At 50.6% G+C, this 22,912-nt stretch carries 26 protein-coding genes; 21 read left to right on the forward strand and 5 right to left on the reverse strand.

The features are described from left to right. Nucleotides 1-75: 75 nt before the first annotated feature. Nucleotides 76-495, forward strand: coding sequence for a hypothetical protein (locus tag FBF28_00945; GenBank protein QJU08134.1), 420 nt, complete (start codon nucleotides 76-78; stop codon nucleotides 493-495). 21 nt (nucleotides 496-516) lie between these two features. Here the strand turns inward: FBF28_00945 and FBF28_00950 are convergent, their stop codons facing one another. Next, nucleotides 517-1,584 (reverse strand): peptide chain release factor 1, encoded by a 1,068-nt coding sequence (locus FBF28_00950; protein ID QJU08135.1) that lies wholly within the window; start codon nucleotides 1,582-1,584, stop codon nucleotides 517-519. Nucleotides 1,585-1,740: 156 nt separating this feature from the next. Between FBF28_00950 and FBF28_00955 the strand changes: the two genes are divergently transcribed. Further along, nucleotides 1,741-2,511: a hypothetical protein gene (locus FBF28_00955; GenBank protein ID QJU08136.1), complete on the forward strand. Its 771-nt coding sequence runs from the start codon at nucleotides 1,741-1,743 to the stop codon at nucleotides 2,509-2,511. Between the two features lie 84 nt (nucleotides 2,512-2,595). On the opposite strand, the gene FBF28_00960 is transcribed toward FBF28_00955, so the two are convergent. Further along, nucleotides 2,596-2,982, reverse strand: a complete 387-nt coding sequence (locus FBF28_00960) for a type B 50S ribosomal protein L31 (protein ID QJU08137.1) — start codon at nucleotides 2,980-2,982, stop codon at nucleotides 2,596-2,598. Nucleotides 2,983-3,186: 204 nt separating this feature from the next. On the opposite strand from FBF28_00960, the gene FBF28_00965 reads away from it, so the two are divergent. The 5 genes from FBF28_00965 (at nucleotide 3,187) to FBF28_00985 (ending at nucleotide 7,362) form a co-directional block, all read left to right on the forward strand. Then, nucleotides 3,187-3,903 carry a hypothetical protein gene (locus tag FBF28_00965; protein ID QJU08138.1) on the forward strand — a complete coding sequence of 239 codons (717 nt, stop codon included), beginning with the start codon at nucleotides 3,187-3,189 and terminating at the stop codon, nucleotides 3,901-3,903. Between the two features lie 108 nt (nucleotides 3,904-4,011). After that, entirely contained in the window at nucleotides 4,012-4,740 is a 729-nt protein-coding gene (gene rpsB, locus FBF28_00970; GenBank protein ID QJU08139.1) for a 30S ribosomal protein S2, read from the forward strand. A 1-nt stretch (nucleotide 4,741) separates the two neighbouring features. Continuing rightward, a complete protein-coding gene (gene tsf, locus FBF28_00975) occupies nucleotides 4,742-5,338 on the forward strand; it encodes a translation elongation factor Ts (protein ID QJU08140.1) in 597 nt (198 codons plus the stop codon). 221 nt (nucleotides 5,339-5,559) lie between these two features. Further along, nucleotides 5,560-6,915: a hypothetical protein gene (locus FBF28_00980; GenBank protein QJU08141.1), complete on the forward strand. Its 1,356-nt coding sequence runs from the start codon at nucleotides 5,560-5,562 to the stop codon at nucleotides 6,913-6,915. 84 nt (nucleotides 6,916-6,999) lie between these two features. Further along, nucleotides 7,000-7,362 (forward strand): hypothetical protein, encoded by a 363-nt coding sequence (locus tag FBF28_00985; GenBank protein QJU08142.1) that lies wholly within the window; start codon nucleotides 7,000-7,002, stop codon nucleotides 7,360-7,362. Nucleotides 7,363-7,416: 54 nt separating this feature from the next. On the opposite strand, the gene recF is transcribed toward FBF28_00985, so the two are convergent. Both recF and FBF28_00995 read right to left on the reverse strand, forming a co-directional pair. Next, nucleotides 7,417-8,472, reverse strand: a complete 1,056-nt coding sequence (gene recF, locus FBF28_00990) for a DNA replication and repair protein RecF (GenBank protein QJU08143.1) — start codon at nucleotides 8,470-8,472, stop codon at nucleotides 7,417-7,419. 14 nt (nucleotides 8,473-8,486) lie between these two features. Then, on the reverse strand, nucleotides 8,487-9,143 hold the full coding sequence (locus tag FBF28_00995) for a hypothetical protein (GenBank protein QJU08144.1): 657 nt from the start codon (nucleotides 9,141-9,143) through the stop codon (nucleotides 8,487-8,489). Between the two features lie 121 nt (nucleotides 9,144-9,264). Between FBF28_00995 and FBF28_01000 the strand changes: the two genes are divergently transcribed. The 7 genes from FBF28_01000 (at nucleotide 9,265) to greA (ending at nucleotide 14,813) form a co-directional block, all read left to right on the forward strand. Next, a complete protein-coding gene (locus FBF28_01000; GenBank protein ID QJU08145.1) occupies nucleotides 9,265-9,819 on the forward strand; it encodes a ribosome recycling factor in 555 nt (184 codons plus the stop codon). Then, nucleotides 9,819-10,235 carry a hypothetical protein gene (locus FBF28_01005; GenBank protein ID QJU08146.1) on the forward strand — a complete coding sequence of 139 codons (417 nt, stop codon included), beginning with the start codon at nucleotides 9,819-9,821 and terminating at the stop codon, nucleotides 10,233-10,235. Before FBF28_01000 ends, FBF28_01005 begins: the two co-directional genes overlap by 1 nt. Continuing rightward, on the forward strand, nucleotides 10,228-10,923 hold the full coding sequence (gene uppS, locus FBF28_01010; GenBank protein QJU08147.1) for a di-trans,poly-cis-decaprenylcistransferase: 696 nt from the start codon (nucleotides 10,228-10,230) through the stop codon (nucleotides 10,921-10,923). Before FBF28_01005 ends, uppS begins: the two co-directional genes overlap by 8 nt. 2 nt (nucleotides 10,924-10,925) lie before the next feature. Then, a complete protein-coding gene (locus FBF28_01015; GenBank protein QJU08148.1) occupies nucleotides 10,926-12,092 on the forward strand; it encodes a PDZ domain-containing protein in 1,167 nt (388 codons plus the stop codon). A gap of 2 nt (nucleotides 12,093-12,094) precedes the next feature. Then, nucleotides 12,095-12,931 carry a CPBP family intramembrane metalloprotease gene (locus tag FBF28_01020; GenBank protein ID QJU08149.1) on the forward strand — a complete coding sequence of 279 codons (837 nt, stop codon included), beginning with the start codon at nucleotides 12,095-12,097 and terminating at the stop codon, nucleotides 12,929-12,931. Nucleotide 12,932: 1 nt separating this feature from the next. Next, a complete protein-coding gene (locus FBF28_01025; GenBank protein QJU08150.1) occupies nucleotides 12,933-14,183 on the forward strand; it encodes a prolyl-tRNA synthetase in 1,251 nt (416 codons plus the stop codon). Nucleotides 14,184-14,357: 174 nt separating this feature from the next. After that, nucleotides 14,358-14,813: a transcription elongation factor GreA gene (gene greA, locus FBF28_01030; protein QJU08151.1), complete on the forward strand. Its 456-nt coding sequence runs from the start codon at nucleotides 14,358-14,360 to the stop codon at nucleotides 14,811-14,813. A gap of 25 nt (nucleotides 14,814-14,838) precedes the next feature. On the opposite strand, the gene FBF28_01035 is transcribed toward greA, so the two are convergent. After that, on the reverse strand, nucleotides 14,839-15,399 hold the full coding sequence (locus FBF28_01035) for a hypothetical protein (GenBank protein QJU08152.1): 561 nt from the start codon (nucleotides 15,397-15,399) through the stop codon (nucleotides 14,839-14,841). Nucleotides 15,400-15,507: 108 nt separating this feature from the next. Here FBF28_01035 and FBF28_01040 point away from each other — a divergent pair, with 108 nt between their 5' ends. From FBF28_01040 to FBF28_01070, 7 genes are all read left to right on the forward strand, one after another. Further along, complete coding sequence (locus FBF28_01040; GenBank protein QJU08153.1) at nucleotides 15,508-17,247, forward strand: DUF2207 domain-containing protein; 1,740 nt, start codon at nucleotides 15,508-15,510, stop codon at nucleotides 17,245-17,247. 2 nt (nucleotides 17,248-17,249) lie between these two features. Further along, nucleotides 17,250-18,164 carry a DUF21 domain-containing protein gene (locus tag FBF28_01045; protein ID QJU08154.1) on the forward strand — a complete coding sequence of 305 codons (915 nt, stop codon included), beginning with the start codon at nucleotides 17,250-17,252 and terminating at the stop codon, nucleotides 18,162-18,164. Nucleotides 18,165-18,236: 72 nt separating this feature from the next. Next, nucleotides 18,237-19,526, forward strand: coding sequence for an ABC transporter permease (locus FBF28_01050; GenBank protein ID QJU08155.1), 1,290 nt, complete (start codon nucleotides 18,237-18,239; stop codon nucleotides 19,524-19,526). 10 nt (nucleotides 19,527-19,536) lie between these two features. Then, nucleotides 19,537-20,235 carry an ABC transporter ATP-binding protein gene (locus FBF28_01055; GenBank protein ID QJU08156.1) on the forward strand — a complete coding sequence of 233 codons (699 nt, stop codon included), beginning with the start codon at nucleotides 19,537-19,539 and terminating at the stop codon, nucleotides 20,233-20,235. Further along, a complete protein-coding gene (locus FBF28_01060; GenBank protein QJU08157.1) occupies nucleotides 20,225-20,569 on the forward strand; it encodes a PadR family transcriptional regulator in 345 nt (114 codons plus the stop codon). The genes FBF28_01055 and FBF28_01060 overlap by 11 nt, the downstream gene beginning before the upstream one ends. Then, nucleotides 20,569-21,861 carry a PspC domain-containing protein gene (locus FBF28_01065; protein QJU08158.1) on the forward strand — a complete coding sequence of 431 codons (1,293 nt, stop codon included), beginning with the start codon at nucleotides 20,569-20,571 and terminating at the stop codon, nucleotides 21,859-21,861. The genes FBF28_01060 and FBF28_01065 overlap by 1 nt, the downstream gene beginning before the upstream one ends. A 68-nt stretch (nucleotides 21,862-21,929) precedes the next feature. Continuing rightward, nucleotides 21,930-22,772, forward strand: coding sequence for an undecaprenyl-diphosphate phosphatase (locus FBF28_01070; protein ID QJU08159.1), 843 nt, complete (start codon nucleotides 21,930-21,932; stop codon nucleotides 22,770-22,772). Nucleotides 22,773-22,912: the final 140 nt, after the last annotated feature.

Below are 22,912 nucleotides of genomic sequence, written 5' to 3' on the forward strand. Positions count from 1 at the left end.
ATTGACAAATTAAGAGAGAGAGTAATATATGATTCGTGCAACAAATTATATTTTTAAATGAAAGGATGTGAACACGTGGCACATTATAATCCTGACTACTATAATGGCTATGACAGCAGTCTCTATCTTACTGACGACCCAAATGATTTTGAACTTCAACAGGATCTTTTTCTTGAAGAGGGAGAGAAGTACCTTGAAGGAGTGGATACAGGCTTTACTAAGCTCCCCATCTCAGCCCCTCCTGGGTTTGATGGTCCCGAGTTGGACGCGAGGCGTAGGGCCCGCCTAGTGAAAGAATCAGACAGCAAGGATCATGCTGCTGCTGGTCTGCCTGAACCACTTTACCACGCTTCTCAGCAGGTACGGGAAGAGATTATTGCGCAATTGAAAGAGATCCATGAGAGAGAAGATGCCGAGGGAATAATGTACCCTGAGCGGGAACGGCAGATACTCGCAAGAATTGCCCTATTACGCCGTGCAGATGACAATCAATAATTAACGGGTAGGCGGGTCATGCTAGGTAGTGTTCTTCGCCTTCAACTCCCGCTCATACCGCTGTAATTGTTCAATCAAATCGTCAATATCCCCGTTCATTGCCGCGGGGATATTGCTGCGGCTGTAGTGAATGCGATGATCGGTGATGCGATCTTGTGGGAAGTTGTAGGTGCGGATTTTTTCGGAGCGGTCGCCAGTGCCGACTAGCGAACGCCGTTCAGCGCTTAATTTGGCGTTTTCTTCGTCAATTTTCATTTGCAGCAGCCGCGAGCGCAGCACGCTCATGGCTTTTTCGCGGTTCTTAATCTGTGATTTCTCGTCTTGGTTAGTGACGACGATACCAGTTGGTAGGTGAGTGATGCGCACCGCCGAGTCGGTGGTGTTGACGCTTTGACCGCCATTACCGCTGGAGCGGTAGATGTCAACGCGTAGGTCGCTTGGATTAATTTCAACGTCGGCTTCCTCGGCCTCTGGCAGTACCGCCACGGTGACGGTGGAGGTGTGGACGCGGCCTTGGCTTTCGGTGACTGGCACGCGTTGAACGCGGTGGACGCCGCCTTCAAATTTCAATTTGGCGTATGGTGCGTCGCCCTTGACCATGAAAATAACTTCTTTGTAACCGCCAGAATCGTTGGCGGATTCGCTGATGAGCTCAGTTTTGTAGCCATTTGCTTCACACCAACGTAAATACATGCGGTACAGTTCCGCTGCAAACAGCGAGGCTTCGTCGCCGCCAGCGCCAGCGCGGATTTCTATGATGATGTTTTTCTCGTCGTTTGGGTCTTTGGGTGTGAGGAGGATAAATAATTCTTCCTCCAGCTCTGCCAGACGCGCTTCAGTTTCAGTGATTTCGGCTTTTGCTAATTCTGCCAGTTCGCCGCCGTCATTCGCTAATTCTTTGGCGTCACGCAGATTTTGCTCTAATGCCACTCGCTCGTCGCCCTTGATAATAAGCGTCTCCAGTTCTGAGAACCGCTTATTTTTACTTGTGAAATCCGGCGAGCCATACGCGTCGGGATGCGCCAAAAAATCACCCAGCGCCGCCCGCTCCGCCTTCAACGCCTCGAGGTCGAGAGAGATTTTTGTCATATGGATTATTATAGCATATTGGTGGGGGTGGCGGGCCTACTAGTAAAATACTGATAATGGCGTAGGGATACTTGACAAATAAAGAAAAATAAAGTAAAGTGTAGACTATTAAAGACATTACATATTGCAGTAGCAAAGAGAAGGAAAATAAAAAGTATGGGCAAATTATTACAAGCAACACGACGTATGGTCAACGAAGCTTTCGGGACAAACTTTGGGCGGGTTCGTAATGTCGAGAAGGCCTGGGAGATGGCACAAGAAGAAAATGCTGAACATGCACGCCGGCAGACAGAAAGGAAGTTAGCGAGTTTAGCCCTTGACGAGCCGCGCATAGCAGAACTAAAAAATGGCTCAGGTCTCCCGGAGACAAAGGTGGGGTCTCCTGAGTTCATTGCTAAGATGTTTGAAAAGGCCGGTGAGTACATGTCAGACAAGGAGGGTGGTACCTCGACAGAGAAGTGGCTACCAATGATGTACGACCTTCCGTCTCTAGCTGAAGAGATGACAGTGAATCAGGTTTCGTGTTACGGTGATTTTATTGCTAGGGGACCCAACGGTGGACCGATTATCGGTATGGTTGAGGAGCGTAGCGTTGGGGGTACGGATCATGATGCTCGGCGCGTTCGCACCTCAACCGCTTATGATCCTACGACGGGCTTGATAAAGGAAGTTGAACTCACAAATCACCTAAAAAGGGAAAAGAATGGTCGCAGGTATACCGGTGATTATGAGGTGATAAAAACTGACGGTAAGATACGATGGATTTTGCCCGATGGTACCGTCGAATGTGTTGATACTGATGAAAATGGCGTGCGGCAACCAGGTACGTTGTATCGGAGGGATGTGGGAGAGCTGGCGTATCTACGGAGACTCGAGTGCATGATGGAGCATTTTGATACCAAACCCGAAGCACCTAGTAAGGGTTAGTGTAAAATTCAATGTAGTCTCATCGTAATAGCTCCGCCTCGACGGAGCTATTACGTTAATGTCAAAAATATTGATAAGTTGGGGCTATTTCTTAACCTTCTTAGTTTTTGCCTTAGGTGTAGCCGCTTTCTTCTTTGTGTCGTCTGCGTCATCGTCTGTTGCCTTGGTGGCTTTTTTGGCGGCAGCTTTCTTGGCTTTGTTGGCTAGGGCTGCCTTGCGAGCCTGGGCGGCTGCTTGGCGTGCCTTGAACCGGTCAACGCGACCCTCGGTATCGATGATCTTTTCTTCGCCGGTGAAGAATGGGTGTGAGGCGCTGGAGATATGTACTTTGACGAGCGGATAAGTTTTGCCATCTTCCCAGACGATGGTGTCCGTGGTTTGCGCTGTTGACTGTGTCAAGAACGCGAAGCCCGCTTGATCGTCGCTAAATACGACCGGGCGATAGTTCTGTGGGTGAATACTGCTTTTCATAACCTTGGTATTTTAGCAAAAAAGTATAGGTATTGCAAATACCGCCGTCAGCGTAGTCGCATGATGGAGCTGCCCCCGCTGTTTGGTAAGGGCCGTTCAACAATTATGCTTGTTAAATTATTAAAAAATATTGTTATGTACTTGACAAATCAAGAGAGAGAGTATAGTTGACTCCGATAGCTAAAAACCAAGGAGTTACACGACATGGATAAGGAAAGGCAGCCAAATATTTGGGGTGGGCATAATCTCAACCGGTTGGCAGAGGAAGCGTTTCGGCGCAATGAGGAAAAAGAGAAGGCGCAGGCTGTTGGTGAAATACTAAATTACCCCGACCGTAATGAGGCAAATACTATAGGTTTTCTATCTGAGAACACATTGTCGCGCCTTGGCTGGGCACTTAGCAAGGTTTTTGAAGTGAACTTCGCTTCTGGTTCTTGCGATACTGTGAAGGTAAAGCTGTTTAATCCCCACGAACGTGTCGTCGACAACTCTCTTGTCGTGCCAATGGAAGTAAATACTTCAGTTGTAGCACTTGATGCTTATGGGCCTGGCTCTGTTGGACGAGACGGGGCAAAGGTTGGTTCGATTTTATTATTTAAGCTGTCGGCTCGCCTTATTGATGAGCCGGTGCCGGATATGACGGCAAAGGACTTAGCGTGGGGTGATAATTGTACGTATGGTGTTCTTGTGGGCGATAGCGCAATTGACTATTTTGAGATTGTTCAAACGAGTGGCGATGTCGTTCAGTCAGAGCTGCGCCGTAAGGATCCAACAGAGGAGAATGGTCAATCTGTCGAGGCGCAAGTCGTGACGCCGGGGCAGGATAGACTTATTGTTAACGAGCTTTCCTCTTCAAGTAATGAGGCACTTGAACTCGAGCAAGAGTTAGATAAGTTCATAGTGTCTCGCTCTGCTCAGTAACGGATTGCTTTTGGTGTCGACTCGTGTTAAAATGACGAGGTAACTAAATATAACGACACAGCCCGTCGCAGCTCCAAAAGTGGCGGGCGAGGAAAAAGGAGTAATCTAATGTCTGTAACAGTAGACATGAAAGCTTTGTTTGAAGCTGGTGTTCATTTCGGACACAAAACCAGCCGCTGGCACCCAAAGATGGCGCCATACATCCATTCAAAACGCCAGGATAGCCATATCATTGATTTGGCAAAGACAGCTGAGGCGCTAGAGAAGGCGCTGCCGGAGCTGACAAAAATCGCCGCTAGCGGTAAGAAGGTACTGTTCGTCGGTACGAAAAAGCAAGCTAAGGACGTGGTGCGCCAGGCGGCCGAGAGCATCAATCAGCCGTACGTGGTTGAGCGCTGGATCGGCGGTATGCTGACCAACGGCGTAACAATCGCTCAGCAGATCAAGAAACTGAAGAACCTCGAGAAGCGGATGGCGTCGGGCGATCTGGAGAAGCGCTACAACAAGCTAGAGGTGCAGCGTTTCCAGGAGGAAATTGACAACCTGAATTTCAAGTACGGCGGTATTAAGAACTTGATGGGCAAGCCGGGCGCAGTGGTCGTGGTTGACGCACTGACCGATGCAAACGCAGTGCGCGAGGCGGAAGCCCTGGGCATCCCAGTATTTGCCGTGGTTGATACCAATGTCAATCCAACGGGCATCGACTATGTCATCCCGGGCAATGATGATGCGATCAAGAGCATCCAGCAGCTGCTTGACTACTTCACGGCAGCGGTAGCCGAGGGCGCGGGTAGCGTGAAGGCTGAAGAAAAACCAGTGAAAAAAGAGGAGAAATAGGATGGGAGTTTCAGTTGACGACATTAAAAAACTGCGCGAATTGACTGGCGTGGGCTTGACTGATGCAAAGAAGGCATTGGTCGAAACTGATGGCGATTTTGACAAGGCGCTGGAGGCGATGCGTAAAAAAGGCTTGACCAAGGCAGAAAAAAAGGGCGACCGCGAGGCGCGCGAGGGTTTGATCGAGAGCTATGTGCACTCTGGCCGAATTGGCGTGGTGGTTGAGGTGAACTGCGAGACTGATTTTGTGGCACGCTTGGATGATTTCAAGACGTTGGCGCACGAAATCGCTATGCAGATTGCAGCGATGAGTCCGAAGTATGTTTCTGAGACGGACATTCCGGCTGAGGAAATGGAGCGGGTGAAGACTGAATTGATGGCTAGTGAAGCACTTGCAAGCAAACCCGAAGAGATGCGCGAAAAAATTGTTGAAGGTCAATTGAAAAAGCATTTTGTTGAGCAGGTGTTGATGAGCCAGGCATACATTTTGGACGATTCTAAGACAGTTGAGCAGCACGTCAAGGAAGCGATCGCTAAACTCGGCGAGAACATCGTGGTCCGCCAGTTTAGGCGAATCGAGCTGGGCGTGAGCGAGTAGCTCTGAGCTTATTCGGGTGTCGTTCATATCTAGCTAGACCCCCGGTGCTAGCATATTGATCCGTAAGGGTGTTAAGATTTTATGTGTTGACAATATATTAAATCTGTGATAGTATAGAGCATAAGATTAACTACAGTGATATTAAAACATATGAAGAATATGAGGTCTGTATGCATAAAATGAGCCCCGAATCAAGCGTAAGAACATCCTACACTGGCCACATGATTGATGGGTGGGGGAGCCTCTCTGAAAAAGGGGCAGACTCTACTACTCCTGAACAGGATGGCCATAATGGGGTGCTGGCTATTGAGACAACCACCGATAAAAATAATCGAAAGTTTGCAGAAATTCCTGGGTATGAAGAGATCCGCCGACAGATTATTGATAGTAATGTATCTCATTCAGGGGAAATGGACGGCTGGAGCGCTGCTGTGTCACCAGAGAACGAGACTCAAGGATGGGTTGATCCGTTTGAGCAAACACCAGGTGGTCGAGAGTCTTTGGCAAAACGAATTGTTGGTGGCCTGAAAGGCTTAGGAGAAAAACTATCAAGTCATGGCGGAGCGGCAAAGAGAAAGATTGGTGAAGTATTCAATAAGGCAGCTGAGACCGGGAAGAGTCTAAAAGAGACTATCGGTCAGGCTGCTCAGAGTGCTAAGGAGCGTCGTGCTGAGCGCCGCCAGCAACGCGAGGAGGCTCGCGAGAACCGTGAAAGTAAGTTAGCTGCAAAAAGGCAGGAGCGTCAGGAGAGGGCCCAGAAGCGCAAGGATGCAGTAGGCGAACGCCGCAAGGCAGCCAGGAATGACAGAAATGCTGAAGTTGAGGATTTGCGAAAAAGGGCTGGACTCAGGAAAGAGATCGCGACTGTAGAAGGTGAGCAAAGTGGTATTAATACAGAAATTGCTGGAACAGAGGCAGAGATTGAGGCAATGTCGAATGGCGAACTGGCGGCTGCGTTTGAGCAACTGACAACGGCGCGTGAAGCATATAGGGATAGCGAACACCCGGCTGATTCTACTGAAGGCCAACGACTGGCGTTAGCAGTGAGTATAGCGGAAGGTGCATGGCAAGCCGCAGTTGGTCGAGTCAATATGCGTAAGCTCGATTTGCAAGGACTTGAGGCGGAACGGCAAGGTCTTGAGACTCAGCACCAAAAGGCTCTCGATAAGATTCGTGAGATAAATGAGCGGCGAGGTGAGCGTATAACGGCTGCCAAAGCAAGGCGGGAAGCACGCCGCGAGGCGCGCCAGGAAAAGCTGGCGGGTGTAAAGGAGGCGATCGGTGATGGTTTTCAGTCCGCTAGCGAGCGGGTCAGCGCCACTGCCGATCGGTTAGGCAAGGCAGCTGGCCGTGCAGCCGAGCGAATCGGTGAGATGCGCACTACCGTAGCGCAGCGACTGCGGGATATCGGTAGCTACCTATCACGTCCGGTTGCTTTCATGGGGCGTAAGACAAAAGAAACGCTCACGGCAACAGGTGACTTCACCCGACGGTTCGGCAGGGCAGCGGTTGCAGGTCATATAGCGTTCACACAGGAGATGCAAAACCCGAATTCTAATGTAGGTGATAGAGTCTAATCCTAACGAGATAAATAGTAGGCAACTTGTTGAGGAAATTGATACGACGGTTGAGATAACTAATAAAATAAAAAAGGATAGTTTATGAATAACGACAATACACCACAGGTTAATCTTGATGAAGCGTTGATTACGGTCGGTCGGCTACGAGAGATGGGTATTAATCTGCCAGAACAGCAATTGCAAGAGTTGGCTGTTCACGTGCAAGATACGATTAATGAGCGGATTGGCGAGGAGGCTGTAGAGTCTCTAACAGGTGAACAGCTGGAAGAATTAATCACAATGCAGGATAATGGTGCACCGGGCGATCAGATTAGTGAGTGGTTGCGTACACGAGTACCGGATTACGAGCAAATAGTTGAAGATAATACTATGATTGTACTTGGCGAAGTCGCCGATGACATTGATGCAATTCAACAACCAAAACCTGAAGCCGAGCGAGAGTGAATAATATCGTCACGCTTAGCTTAGCATAATACATCCCGCCAAAATGGCGGGATTTTAGCGCGTTGAGACTATCAAACAATCATCTCTCTGGTGGCGGGCGTCAGTGGTGGTGACGATGAATTGATGATGTTGGATGGTCTCTTGGAGGAGCTTTTCGCGAGTGGCATCTAGTTCAGAAAACACATCATCCAGGAGGATGAGCGGCCGTGATTGACTGATTTTCGTTTGCAGTTCCAGCTCGAGCAGCTTGAAAGCCAGCATAATGGTGCGCATTTCGCCGCGCGAGGCGACTTTGATGGCCGGCTGGCTGTGGAGGAAAATCGTAAAATCCTCGCGGTGTGGGCCGGCCGAAGTATGGCCTGTAGCGATCTCATAGTCGCGAGCACGCTGTAGGCGGTCGAGAAGTGCTTGTTCGTATCGATCAAGCGATGTACTGGCTTGATAGGTGGCTGCAAAAGCTGTTTCGTGTCCCGCCAGCGCTGCATATAAACTACTCAGCGCCGCCTCGTGTTTAGCTAGGAATGTGGCACGGGCTTGGGCAATGTGGGTCGCTAACTGGACGAACTTAATATCCCAGGCAAAGAGATGATCGCGCCAGTTTTGGGTCGTCTCGTGGGGGTGTTTGAGCAGTTCATTGCGCTGGAGCAAGGTTCGATGAAAGGCGCGGAGTGTGGCTTCGTATTGAGCATCCAGTCGAGACAATATACCGTCCAGAAAATCCCGTCGCCGCGATGGTGAGGAAGAGATGAGTCGTAGCTCGCTTGGCTCAAACAGAACGACTGGCAGGCGATGTTTACGGGGAAGGAGTTTGCTGTGGCTATCGCTAATCGTAAATTCTTTGCTTATCGTGCCGTCGGCTGTGCGGAGCAGCTGGAGGCGTCGAGAGGTGTTGTTGGTTTCGAGGTGGATGATGGTTTGCGTTTGGTCGTGCTGCATACAGTCGGCGAGGCTGCCGCGAAAGCTGCTGCCGCGGAGGGCTACGTATATCGCTTCGAGCAAGTTTGTCTTGCCCGTACCGTTTGGTCCAACGATGACGGTGCCGCCTGGCGCCAGTGTCGTCTCATAAAGGCCGTAGGAGCGAAAATGATATAGTTTAATGTGTGTTATCACTGATGATAATTATATCACGCGGCTTCTTCTGGCGGGGTTAGTTCCGCATAGGGATCGGCTACCCGTCGGAGATTTTTTTGATCCTCTGGATCAATGAGCTCTGGATGAGAGAGAATGCTATGTTTGATGTGGGTTTCACGCAGCGAAAGGGGACGTTGCATGTCTCTATATTCGGGCGGTAGGTCTTGCTCGCTGCCACTAGTAATATCGTTTTTGATGACACATTCCCATGTGTCGGGCGCGCTCTCGATGAGCTTGACATGGTGAGTGCCGGTGACGCCCAAGTAATCAATAGGCATTGGCGGAAATTCAATGGTGGCTCGTGGCGTCTCGGGGTGCTCCTCTATATACCAGGCTTCTGCACGGCGGATGGTGAATTCCTGTCCCTCGTATCTAACTTTTACGGTCTTGAAGCCGTCGGAGCGTTCTTTGTCGGCATCAAGAGTGTCGTTGTTTTCAGCGGCGATTGCGGTAGCCTCATCAAAGAATTGATTACTCTCGTCTTGGTCGCCTGGTGTTTTCACGTCGCCAGTAGGTTCATTAATACCATCCGGGAGATTACCGTAAAGGTCTGTATCATAGCCGTTATTGCGTGCTGCAATTTGCTTAGGATTAAGCAGCGGCTCTTTCGTCTCACCAGTTTGCTTTAGTCGCTCGATATCGTAGGCCATTTTCTAAGTTTCTGTTCAGGTATACGTTAACGTTTTAATTTTAGCATGAATATTTGGATAAGTCAAGCGGACAACCTTGCCACTAGTCTGCTATAATGGATGATAGATAACGGGAGGAAATATGTTTGACACACAACCATATGAGGATAAAATGGCGCAGGCCTTTAGCCATTTTCAGGACGAGCTGAAAAAGGTGCGGACAGGTCGGGCGCATGCCGGAATGCTGGACGGCGTGATGGTAGAGACGTACGGGACGCGGATGCTGCTGAACCAGGTGGCAAATGTGACGGCGCCGGAGGCGCAGATGCTGCTGGTGACGCCGTTTGATCCGAGTAATATTACGGCAATTTCGGCAGCGATTCGCGATAATCAGAGCTTGGGCTTTAATCCGTCCGATGACGGTCGGGTGGTGCGGGTGCCAGTGCCGGCATTGACTGAGGAACGCCGCAAGCAATTAGTCAAGCAAGTGAGCGAAAAAGTCGAAGAGGCGCGGATCGCTATGCGGACAATTCGTCAGGACGCCCTGAAGGAGGCCAAGCGTATGAAAGACGCCAAGGATCTCGGTGAGGATGATTATAAGCGAGTCGAGAAGGAAATTGATGCGCTGATGAGTAAGGTGCAGGCACAAATTGACGAAGCGTTTAAGGCAAAAGAAAAGGATGTGTTGACGGTTTGATGAATCAGACGTTTGCCGAGCGCGTGAAAGAGTTAGGGCTGCCGCTGGATCAGATTATCATCATCGGCAGTGGTATTTTGGATCAATTAGGAATTCGTCAGTCCACTGATATTGACGTGGCGGTTGACCGGGCGACATTAGAAAAGATTGCTGGTGATAGCGACTGGGCCGAAAAGCTTGATACAAACCAACGCCGGTATTTGGTGAAGTATGATGGATCGGTCGAGATCTGGGACGGCTGGGAGATTGACGGGCGAATTGTTGAGTATGACGAGCTACTGGACTACGCGGTGGAATATGACGGTGTGAAGTTTGTTAATCTAGATTTTCTGCGGCGCTGGAAAAACTGGCGCGGGCGCGAAAAAGATATCCAGGATGTGAGGTTGATTGATGAGTGGAGGGCGAAACATGAGTGAAAAAACAGAATTGCCGAGGCACGTTGGTTTTATCGTTGACGGTAATCGTCGCTGGGCGAAGCAGCACGGGCTGCCGGCTTATGAGGGGCACTTGGCGGGATACAACAGCCTGAAGGATGTGCTACTAGAGACGTTGCGCCGTGGCGTCAAGTATGCCAGCGCGTATGTGTTCAGTACAGAAAACTGGAAGCGCTCCGAGGAGGAGGTCGGGCATTTGATGGGCCTGCTACTCAAGGTGCTGGAGTCGGACGTGCCGATATTTCTGGAACATAATGTACGGATGCGGGTGATTGGCTCACGTGAGGGGTTATCAGAAACCTTACGAAAAGCGATTGAGCGAGCCGAGGAACGAACGCGGAATTTGACGGGCGGCGAGCTGCTTTTGTGTCTCAATTATGGCGGACATTTGGAAATTGCCGACGCGGTTAAAAAAATTGTTCAGTCGGGCGTGGCGGCCGAAGCCGTGACGCCAGAACTGATCGCTCAGAACTTGTATGCACCGGAAGTACCGCCATGTGACCTCATCGTGCGAACAAGCGGCGAACAGCGATTGAGTAATTTCATGCTGTGGCGGGCGGCGTACAGTGAGCTAATGTTCATCGAGAAAAACTGGCCAGACATGACGATAAAAGATGTGGAGTTCATTCTGGAGGAGTACAAAAAACGTAATCGGCGCTTTGGAGGGTAATAATGGTGTTCATTGGAATTTTGGTTGGGCTGATCATACTGGTTTTGTTGGTGGTAGTGCACGAATTGGGTCACGCAATTGTGGCGCGGCGCAATGGTGTGGTGGTTGAGGAATTTGGTATCGGCTTTCCGCCGGCCGCAAAAAAATGGCGATCCAAAAAGAGCTTTCTCGGCAAGAATGTGGTGTTTAGTCTAAACTGGCTGCCGCTCGGTGGGTTCGTCAAGCTGAAGGGTGAATACGATTCGGCCGAAGGCGCGGGGACGTATGGCAGTGCTACCTTTTGGGTAAAGACCAAGATTTTATTAGCTGGCGTGATGATGAATTGGCTGACGGCTGTCCTGCTGTTTATGATATTGGCGCTGGTGGGGATGCCAAAAATCTTACCACAGCAAGCGGTGCTGCCGTTTGATTCGCGGGTGGAGCGTTCAGCACTGACGGTGGCGCGAGTGACACCAGGCTCGCCGGCAGAAAAGGTCGGCCTTCAGCGTGGCGATGAGGTGCGAAAGATTGGCGATCGCAGCGTGACAACGCCGGCGGAGCTGTCGGCGACCACGAAAGCGCAGGCCGGTCGTGAGGTGACGATTGAGCTGGTGCGCGGCGGTCAGACGCTCACCAAGCAAGTCCGGCTACAAACTGCCGACCAAGCAAAAAATGGCGGCTATCTCGGTGTCGGCCCGCAACAGACAGAAACGATTCATAGTACCTGGTCGGCACCAATCGCAGCAGTGGTGACCACGGGGCAATTGACGTATGAGACAGTGGCGGGCGTTGGCTCAATTCTCGCGAAAACGATTAACGGGACGATCGGGCAATTATTTGGCTCGCCAGAATCTCGCCAGGCGGCCAAGGCTGATCTGGCGGCAGTTGGCGAAAGCGTGGCCGGGCCGGTCGGCATCTTGGGCGTGCTGTTTCCGTCAGTGCTGAGTTCTGGCTTGACGCAAATTTTACTACTGGCGGCAATCATTTCGCTGACGCTGGCGGTGATGAACGTACTGCCAATTCCGGCACTGGACGGCGGGCGGTGGTTTACGATGGCAGGCTTTAAATTATTCAAGAAAAAATTGACCAAAGAGCGCGAGGAAACGATTCAGGGCATCGGCTTTCTGGTGCTAATGGCACTGACGGTTTTAGTGACATGGAGTGATATTGCGAAAGTATTAAGGGGGTGAATGTGAGGAAGTGGGCCAAAAAGGAAAATAGTCAGTCGACGACAAAGGGGCGGCTGAATAAAGATAATTGGTGGCTACTCATCGTGCTGCCGGTGTGGACGTATGCGGCGTTTTGGATGGCGCAGTTAATTGTGCTTGGTCTGGTGTGGGTGCTTAGCCGTGTTGGTGTGTCGCTTGGTTCGGTGAATGAGGTGCTGCTGAACGCGACGGGATCGGTCGTTGTGTACGTACTAGCGGTGATCTTGGTGGTGAGTCTGCCGTTTTATGTCCGTCGCCGCCGGACGACGCTGAAAGAAATGGGGGTGACTGATTGGCCGTCGTGGTGGGACGTGGTGATTACACCGGCAGCCTTTATTGTATACACAATTTGCTCAATGGTGTTTTTAACAGTGGTGACTAAACTGGTGGCAATTGATATTCACCAACCACAAGCACTGCCATTCTCGCAGTCAATGCTCGGTACCCAGTGGCAGTACATCGCGGCATTTATGACGATAGCAGTATTGGCGCCAGTGGCGGAGGAGCTATTATTCCGCGGCTATTTGTACGGTAAATTACGGCGGACGGCGCCAGTTTGGATGGCAGTTTTGATTACTAGCCTGACGTTTGGGGCAGCGCATTTGTGGGGGGGTAGCGGGTCACTACAGTGGGCGGTCGCGGCAGACACCTTTGTGCTGAGCATCGTGATGAGCCTGGCGCGGGAGTATACCGGCGCAATCTGGGTGCCAGTTTTGATGCATATTGCGAAAAACAGCATTGCCTTTTATGCGCTGTATGTTAATCCAAATCTTTTAGAGCAACTAAAGTCAGCGCTGCTGCCACTCATTGGAGGAATATAAGATGCGAATGAGTCAACTATTTACCAAGACAGCCAAGACCGCACCGGCGGACGAAGTGTCGAAAAATGCCCAGCTTCTCATTCGGGCGGGATTCGTGTATAAGGTGATGGCGGGCGTGTATGCGTACACGCCACTAGGGCTGCGTGTGCTGGAAAACATCAAACAAATTGTCCGTGAGGAGATGAATGCGATTGGTGGCCAAGAGTTGATCATGACGAATTTGCAGCGCCGCGAGACCTGGGAGGCAACTGGTCGCTGGAGTGATGAGGTGGTCGATGTGTGGTTCAAAACTCGCTTGCAAGACGATACTGAGCTGGGGTTGGCATGGAGTCACGAAGAAGCGATTATGGAAATGATGCAGCAATATGTCAAAAGCTATAAGGACCTACCGGTCAGCGTGTATCAGTTTCAGACCAAGTTGCGCAATGAACTCCGATCAAAGAGCGGTATTATGCGTGGCCGTGAATTTGTCATGAAGGATATGTACAGCCTGCACGCCACACAGCAGGACATGGATCAGTATTATGAGCGGGTTATCGAGGCGTATAAGCGCTGCTATGCGCGGTTTGGCATTGGTGATAGTACATTTGTGACATTTGCTGGCGGTGGGGCGTTTACTAAGTTTAGTCACGAGTTTCAGACGATATGTGAAGCGGGTGAGGATACACTGTACGTCAATGCTGACCAGACGGTGGCTGTCAACGAAGAGGTGTTGGATGATGCTACCAAGGAATTGGGTATCAGTAGAGATGATCTGCTGCCAGTTGTCAGTGCGGAGGTGGGCAATATCTTTAAATTTGGTACCGAAAAAGCTGAGCAGATGGGTATCATGTACACCGGTGAAGATGGCAAGCAGCATCCGATTTACCTTGCAAGCTACGGCATTGGTATCACGCGGGTGATGGGTGTGATTGCCGAAAAAATGTCGGATGATAAGGGGTTGGTCTGGCCGGAGAATATCGCACCGTTCAAGGTTCATGTGGTGGCGATTGGTGATAAGGGTCAGGAGCTAGCGAGTACATTATATACCGAGCTGGCGGAAAAGGGCATGGAGGTGCTACTGGACGATCGGGCTGAGCGACCGGGCGTCAAGTTTGCTGATGCAGAGTTGATGGGGTTGCCGTGGCGGATTACGATTGGCGAGCGAGCGATTGATAGCGATGGATTGTTCGAGTTAACTGAACGGGCGACTGGCGAGACAAAGAAGCTGGATTATCAGCAGCTGCTTAGGTTTTGTTTGGAGCGCGGGTGATCACATTGTCTGATATGTGCGACGGAGGCCAGATTGCATCAGGGGCTCCGTCATGTATTGACATGGTTTGGGGTGATTGCTATACTCGTAGAGACTTAAATAACCATATAAATAAGCGCTATATATAGCACTTTTTGTTTTTGTAGACGCTATATATGGAGTGAGGAGAGTAACATGAATAAGGTATATCAGATTACCGAGAGTGGCCAGCGTGAGCTAGAACGAGAGCTGGATGAGCTGAAGAGTCGGCGCGGCGAGATCGCTGATAAAATCGCGGCGGCACGGGATTTTGGCGATTTGAGTGAGAATGCAGAGTACGATGCGGCGCGTGAGGCCCAAGGGTTGTTAGAAACGCGCATTACCGAGATCGAAACAATTTTGCAGAATGCGAGTATCATTCAGGCTGGCAATAGTTCAACGGTGGTGCTAGGTAGTACAGTGGAACTGGAGGCCAATGGCAAGACAGTGGTTTATACCGTCGTTGGGCCGGTCGAGGCGGACCCGCTAGAAGGGAAGGTCTCGAATGAGTCGCCGATCGGCCAGGCGTTGATGGGTAAGGCGGTTGGTGATACAGTAACGATCAGCACGCCAAAAGGCGAGTTGGCGTATGCGGTGGTGGCGCTGCGGTAGCTGGGCGGAACAACCGAAGGGCTTACTACTCGTCAATGTCTGTTGGTTGGTGGTAGATGGTTTGAATTGTCTTGGGGTCTAGCTTGGTTTCCACGGCTTGACGCGCCTGCTGTCGTACTTCTTCCAGTGTCAGTTGCTGAGACCCACTTCCAGATAACCGTTGAAGTATGATGTCATCTCGTATCGGCAAGTTTTGCTGATTGAACTGCTCTATGATCGTTTTTGCCGGTGCGGCGTCGGTTTTTGGATGATAAAACCTATTGATTGCCAAGATGACTCGACCGAGACTTCTTGGCACATCTCTAGAAAGTCTGTCGGGGTGACGCGCCAGTCTTTTGAGTCTATTCTCAAGTCTGCGAGCACGCCATGGGTGTTTATCACGGATTAAATCAGCCACATTGACCACATTCATCAGCGTACGGAGTGGATAGGCTGGGGGCTCTGTTCTGCCCCTTAGTTCTGCCACCCATAAACGAGCGTCATGGTAGAGCTCTTTTGCTTGATCTGAATTGTCACAGCTATCGGGCAAGTCCACTTCCCATGAGGCCGGCGTCGGGGTTTTATCTCTTGTCAGTAGCGTATCCATACCATTTTTGAACATCGTTACCCATTATCCAATAAACGCTTCATCTTTGCAATACCATTGGATAATGTTTATTAAAAGCGCATTGGTAATAAGTGATATAATTAACATATGAAGCGGTTTTTCTTTGGGATAGTTGCGGTGATGGCGCTGTTGGTTGGATTTGGGTCAACGGCACAGGCGACAAATAATTTTACGATTAGTAATTATAGTGTCGATATGGAGCTGGGGCGCGATAGTGAACAGCGTTCGACACTGCGCACCAAACTGACCATTACTGCAGATTTTCCGCCGCGGCAGAACCATGGCATCGCGCCAGTGTTTGTCAAGAAGTATAATGGACATCCGACTCACTTTACGCTGGAGTCAGTAACGGATGAGCGAGGTACGCCGCTAGAGCATAAGTGGCATAATGATGAGCTGAGAATTGGCAATAAAGACACCTATGTTAAGGGTAAAAAGATCTACGTCATTACCTATACGCAGCGGGACGTGACGAAATTATATCACGATACGGGTAAACAGGAGTTTTATTGGGATGCGATTGGCACTGCTTGGCAGGTGCCAATTCAGTCAGCATCGGTGACGCTCAAGCTAAGTCCCGAGCTGGTGGCTGCTAAACGAACGAACCTCCAGTGTTATCAGGGTCGGTTTGGTAGTAATCAGCGCTGCGAGGTACGTGAACAGGGCGATACGTTGACGGCGACGGCCCGCGCACTGCCAAAGATGGCTGGCGTGACGGTCGCGGTCGGATTTGCGCCGGGGACGTTTGCCGCGTACCAGATGTCATTCATGGAACAGCTGATTGATTGGTGGGCGAAATTGCAATTGGTGTTGCTGGCGGTGGCGCTGATATTGGCGGGGGTGATCATCGTGGCTTATTATCGGTCGATTGGTCGCCGTAAAGAACTGGAGCCAATTCCGCCGGAGTATTTGCCACCGCGAGGTACGAGTGTGACGACATCGGCCAAGCTGGTGCAGCCGTTTCATATGGTCAAGGGGTCGGTGATGGCGGCACAAATGATAGATCTGGCGGTGCGGCATTATATTCAGGTTATCGAGGTGAAGCCGCGTACGACATGGCGAACAGCTGAGTACGAAGTGAAAGTGATACAAGCTCCGGGTAAACTCCTGGCCGAGGAGCAAGAAATGCTGAGGAATATATTTGGCTCCTCGCCGAAAGTTGGTAAGCGGTTAAATCTAAAAACACTGCGTAACAATGCGCCATATGCGGCGCGAGTACGCTACAGCGCAAAGCAAATGAAGGGGCGGCTTACTAACGACTATGGTTTGCAAGCGCGCGAGCCGCAACACACCCAACGATTTCGACGGTATGCGATAATTATCAGTATTTTTACGGTGCTATTGCTGTCGCCGGTGCTCTTGGTGCTGGCGGGGATGGTGTTTTGCCTGTCGTTTGGTAAGGTACTGACCGACAAGGGCCTGGCGCTCAGGCGGCATCTGGCGGGCCTGAAGAGGTACATTGGCGTGGCTGAGGTCGAGCGTTTGCAGATGCTTCAGAGTCCTGAGGGTGCGGAAAAAGTGAAGATTGATGCGGCTGATGAGAAACAGTTGGTGAAGTTGTACGAGCGGGTACTGCCGTATGCGGTGTTGTTTGGGCAGGAAAAAGAGTGGAGTGCACAGCTGGGTAAGTACTATGAGCAGGTTGGCGAGCAGCCGGATTGGTACAGCGGCCAGGGTGCGTTTAATGCGGCGGCGTTTGCGACTGGGATGAACGGTCTGTCAAGTGTAGCTAGTAGCGCCAGTGATTATTCGTCGACCTCTGGCGGCTCAACTGGCGGCGGCTTTGCTGGCGGCGGCGGTGGTGGCGGCGGAGGCGGCGGCTGGTAATCGTGTCTGATGCTTTATTATTAATGATGGCGGCAGTGTTGTTGGTGCTGTCGGGGTCGTTTTCGGGCTTGAATATTGGGCTGATGATGGCGCGGCCCGATGATTTGCGACGCAAGGCCAGGCAGGGTGATGTGATCGCTGCCCGGGTATACCGCTACCGCAAGGATGGCTATTATCTGATCTTTTGTATTTTGCTGGGTAATATGACAAACGGCGTGATCGGCGGGTTGATTGCCACATTATTGATCACGATGTTTGGTGAGATTTTACCGCAGGCGATTTTTACTCAGCGCGGCTATCGTTTTGTACGGCATTTCTTTTGGCTACTGGATGTGATTTATGTGCTATTTTGGCCGCTGGCTCGGCCGATGTCGAAGCTACTGAACCGCTGGCTAGGCAAGGAAACGCCGCAGCTGTATTCACATCAGGAGTTGGAACAGATTATTCATGAGCATGCCGCGCGGTCGGATAGCCCAGTCGATTACGATGAAAGCCGGATCGCGGCGGGTGCGCTACAATTTAGTAAAAAGACAGCTGGCGATTTGGTGACGCCGATGGATGAGGTATTTACCGTGGATTTGGGTGATGAGCTGGACGCAACGCTGCTGGCCCAGATCAAACACGCTGGACATTCGCGGATCCCAGTGCGGGCTGATGGGCGGCTGGCGGGGATTTTATATGTCAAAGATGTGGTGGGGCGCGAGCTACCGCTACCGATTAGTCAACTGTACCGTGATAAGATCCATGACATCGACGCGCGGTCGCGGCTGGACACGGTGCTCAGTCGATTTATCCAAACGCGCAGTCATTTGTTCGTGGTGATGGATGACGAGAATGAGCTGGGTATCATCACGCTAGAGGATGTGATTGAAGAGATTTTGGACCAGGAAATTGAGGACGAATATGACGAGAAATAGTAAATAGCTTGACTTTTTATAGTACCTTGTATAACATAGTACTATGTATAATGAAAATGCAAGGAGCATAGTATGAGGAGAATCGACATCATTAAGCGGGCGGGGCGGAATCTTCGCCAGTCAAAAGGCCGGACGATTTTGACGTCATTGGCGATTTCTGTTGGGGCGTTTACGATTGGCTTGGCACTGATGGCTGGTGAGGGTGGTCGACTGTACACCAATAGTATCGTTGACGCAGCTGGCGATAAAAAAGTAATTATGGTCAATAAAAAGATTGAAGCAGATAAGAAAGATAAATTACCAGAATACGGCAATTCGGCAGAAGAAGCTGACAAAAATAAAGTATCGGCGGCGCGCAGCAAATATTTGCTTAACGACAAGGATTTGGAAAAGATCCGACGAACACCGCATGTAAAAACGGTAACGCCGGCGTATTCGACTGATGGCGTGGCGTATGCTAAGAGTTCAGCAAGTGATAAAAAATTTGCACTGACGGTGGGTGTTAAAATGGATAGGACTCGGGCGGAATTGGCAGCAGGAATCCTGGAGGATTTTATGCCAAAACCGGGCGAGATTATCATCCCGGATGATTATGTGAAGCAGTTAGGCTTTAAGGATGCGCAGTCGGCGATTGGACAGACAATAACCTTGGGTGTGCGTAGCGCAGCGCGGGGTGGTAATGTTGCTAAAGAGGTATCATTCAAGATCGCGGCGGTGGACAAAAAATCAGACACCATTTTGTTTTATGAACCAATGCTGAGAATTTCGACGGCTGATGCTAAAGCTATTTACGAATTCAGCCATAATAAGAGCCAGCCACATCAGTATTCAACGGCGATTGCTTTGGTGGATGACGAGAAGAATGTTGATGTTGCCAAAGACGAAATCAATAAAGATTACAGTGCGTATTCGATTCAGGATATTCGAAAAACGTTGCTGACAATGGTCAATGTGGCTCAAGCGGCACTGGCGTCATTTGGTGGATTAGCATTGCTGGCCAGTGTATTCGGGATTATTAACACTATGTATATTTCGGTGTTGGAGCGTACCAGTCAAATTGGTCTAATGAAGGCGCTCGGGATGCGCGGCCGCGATATTGGTAAATTATTCCGCTATGAAGCAGCGTGGGTTGGTTTGCTGGGCGGACTGATTGGCGTTGGCTTGGCAAGTTTGGTGACGTTGCTGAATCCAGTGATTACTAGTGCGCTGAAGTTGGGCGCGGGCACGAATTTGCTGGTGATTAATCCGCTACACATTGGTTTGCTGGTGGTTGGTCTGGTGGTGATGGCGGTTATTTCCGGCTGGCTGCCAAGCCGCAAAGCAACAAAATTGGACCCAATTGAGGCATTAAGGACGGAATAGGAGAAATATCATGATTGAACTGAAAAATGTGACAAAAGTTTATGGCAAAAAGAAAAACCAATTTACGGCGCTGAAAAATATCAGCTTGACCATTCCGACAGGAGCCAGCGTGGCGATACTCGGAAAATCTGGTTCGGGTAAATCGACGCTAATGCATGCTATTTCAGGCTTGGATAAGCCGCAGAAAGGTCAAGTGATTATTGATGGACAAGATATTTTGCAGCTGAAGTCAAAGCATGTCGATGAATTCCGTGCTAAAAAAATTGGCTTTATTTTCCAAAGTTTCTTCGTCCAGGGCAATGAGAGTGTGATTGACAATGTCAGTTTGCCACTGGAAATTGCGCGGCTGCCGCGGAAAAAACGGGCGCATAAAATCAACGCGGCGCTTAAGGCGGTAGATTTGCATGATAAGCGAAAAAACCGCGCCAAAGACCTGTCGGGTGGTCAGAAGCAGCGTTTGGCGATTGCTCGGGCGATCGTCGGTGATCCGCAAATTATCTTTGCCGACGAACCGACGGGTAACTTGGATAGTGAAACAGGCGCGAGAGTGGAAGAATTGTTGTTTGATTATAATAAGCAAAAGGGCGTAACCTTGATCGTGGTGACACACGACGCTGATTTGGCGAAAAAATGCGATCATCAAATCATCATCAAAGACGGTCGGATTGAAAAATCAACCGTGCCAGGAGGGATAAGGCATGGACGTTAGTGCTTATGCTGAGAGTCTGGCGATTCAGCTGCGCAAAGGTTTTTTGGTCTACTGTGTGCTGCTGGTTTGTGCCAAGCAACCGCAATATACCGGCGACATTGTGAAGCAATTGAGCGAGTCGGAGCTGATGGTAGTGGAAGGAACGATTTATCCGCTGCTCAGCCGCTTGCAAAAATACGGCTATTTGCAGCACGAATGGCAGGAAAGCGAGCAAGGTCCGCCGCGCAAATATTATTCGCTGACTGACAATGGCAAGCAATTGGTGGATGAATTGAAAGATCGGATAAAACTGTTAAATAATTCGCTGAAAAATCTCGAGAAAGGAGCAAAGTGATGAAAGAAATAACCAGAATCCATTTGGCGAAAACGCCGTTTAGCGCGGAGATTGATGCCAAAAAATCGTTGGAGAAATATCTTAATTTAATTCAGAAAAACATGCATGCCGAGCCGGAAGCCATGCAAGAAATTGAAGCGCGAATGGTGGAGCTTTTGGCGGAGCGCGGCGTGGCAAAGGACGGCGTGATTGGCAACGATGATGTTCTGGCAATTCAGGAACAGATGGGCGAGCCGCGCGATTTTTCGGATGATGCCGAGTCGGTGGAGATCGATGACGAGCCCGAGCGTTCAGAGCGTTCAGAGCGACGGCTGATGCGTGATACGGAACATGCGCTGATTGGTGGCGTGTGTGCAGGCATTGCTGCCTATTGGGGAACCAATCCTTTGTGGGTACGATTATTGTTCATTTTTTCGCCATTTATTACCTTTGGTGCGGCGGTATTGATTTATATCGTGATGTGGCTGTCAGTTCCAGAGGCGCGGACTGCCTCTGATAAGCTCCAAATGCGCGGCAAGGCAGTAACGTTTGATTCGCTGAAGCGTCAGGCCAGTCGGAATGAGCCATCCGTAGGGCGGAATAGTAACACGGGTCATACGGCAGCAAAAGTATTTCGATTTATTCTTGGTGTTGGTATTCTCATGGTAACGCTGGGGCTGTTGGTGGCACTGATCGTGGGGGCGGTCAGTGGCATCGCGGTGATTGGTTTGCTTGATGGATTCTATGCACAGCCGTGGGCGTGGGGTCTGTGGGCATCCTTACTCGTTGGTGGCGTGGCGGCGGTATGGCTGGGCGCGATATTGAGCCACAGTGCCTTTACGTGGACATTAAAGCGGCTATCGGTGGTTATGACGGTGGTGGCGCTAGTTGTGGGAGCACTATCGGTTTCGGGAATGACGCTGTTTGGCGTCGGTATGGCGAATGAGCTAGCACGTGACGAGGAGCGTTTGACAAAAATCGTGCCGGTTGAACTGCCAAGTGATATGAAGGGCGTGAAGTATGTCCACGTCGAGGGTGGGAATATCCCGTTACATTTTGGGGATACGACTCGAGGTGATATCAAGGTTGAACTGCGTTATATAGACCTCAAGGGCAAGCGCCAGCAGCCAAAGGTGTCGGCGGTACGTGACGGTGATAAGCTTGTACTCAGAGTTGAAAATCAGCGTAGTCGCTGTCGTACAACGTGGTTTGGCCTCTCGCCAGAGCTTGACGTCGACTGCTTCGGGTTTGTGCGGCTGCATGTGTCTGGGCCGCTGTCGCCATCGCCCGCACCACAATCAAGTGACGCATAGTGAGTGCGGAGGTTGGCGAATGCTTACCGAGCTGCTACACTGAAGGGATGAGAAGGAGCTATTAAGCAGTGGCGTGGTGGCAAGCGATCATCCTCGGCATCATTGAAGGCGTGACGGAGTTTTTGCCAGTTTCTTCGACGGGGCACTTGACGATCGTCGAGAAATTAATGGGGATGAGAATTGATGATCCAAGTCTGACAGCGTTCACGGCAGTGATTCAGATTGGCGCAATCTTGGCAGCGATCATCTATTTCTGGAGCGATATCTGGCGGGTGCTGAGCGCGTGGTGGCGCGGGCTGTGGTGGAAGCGGGCGCGGCGACAGTTTGATTATGCGTATGGCTGGGCGATTATCATCGGTTCGGTGCCGATCGCAGTGATTGGACTACTATTTAAGGATCAAGTCGAGACAGTGCTGCGTAGCCTGTGGTTTGTGGCGGTAGCGTTGATCGGCTGGAGTTTGGTGATGTGGTGGGCTGATAAGCGTTCAGAAAAAACCAGTCACCGCAGTGAACAGCAAACGACGTGGCGAGATACGCTGGCGATTGGTGTGGGGCAATGTCTGGCACTGATACCGGGTATTAGCCGGTCGGGGGCAACGATCTCGGTGGGCCTGCTGCGGGGATTTGACCGAGTGGCGGTGACAAAGCTCAGTTTTTTCCTCGGTATTCCGGCCTTGATGGCGGCGGGGCTACTGGAGATGCTGACCGCCTCAAAGCACATCGCGGGCGGCGTTGGCTGGACGGCAACGATACTTGCGACCATCGTGTCGTTTGTGGTCGGCTACCTCGCGATATCGTGGCTACTCAAGTTTGTGGCGCGGAATGACTTCTCACTATTTATTTGGTATCGAGTCGGGCTAGGTGGCCTAATCATTGTTTTACTGATGAGCGGTGCGATCAGCGCGGTCTAGCTTGTCGTTAAAAGTGTATAGTTACTTTTTGGATTGGGCGACTACGGGCGCGACCAGGGTAATCATAAGTTTTGATCACATTCTTCATTCTATGATACGATTGTAATATAGAGGTCAGGCTTGGTTATGACATCTTGTCC

This window comes from Candidatus Saccharibacteria bacterium oral taxon 488 (assembly GCA_013099195.1).
Classification (GTDB): domain Bacteria; phylum Patescibacteriota; class Saccharimonadia; order Saccharimonadales; family Saccharimonadaceae; genus Nanosynbacter.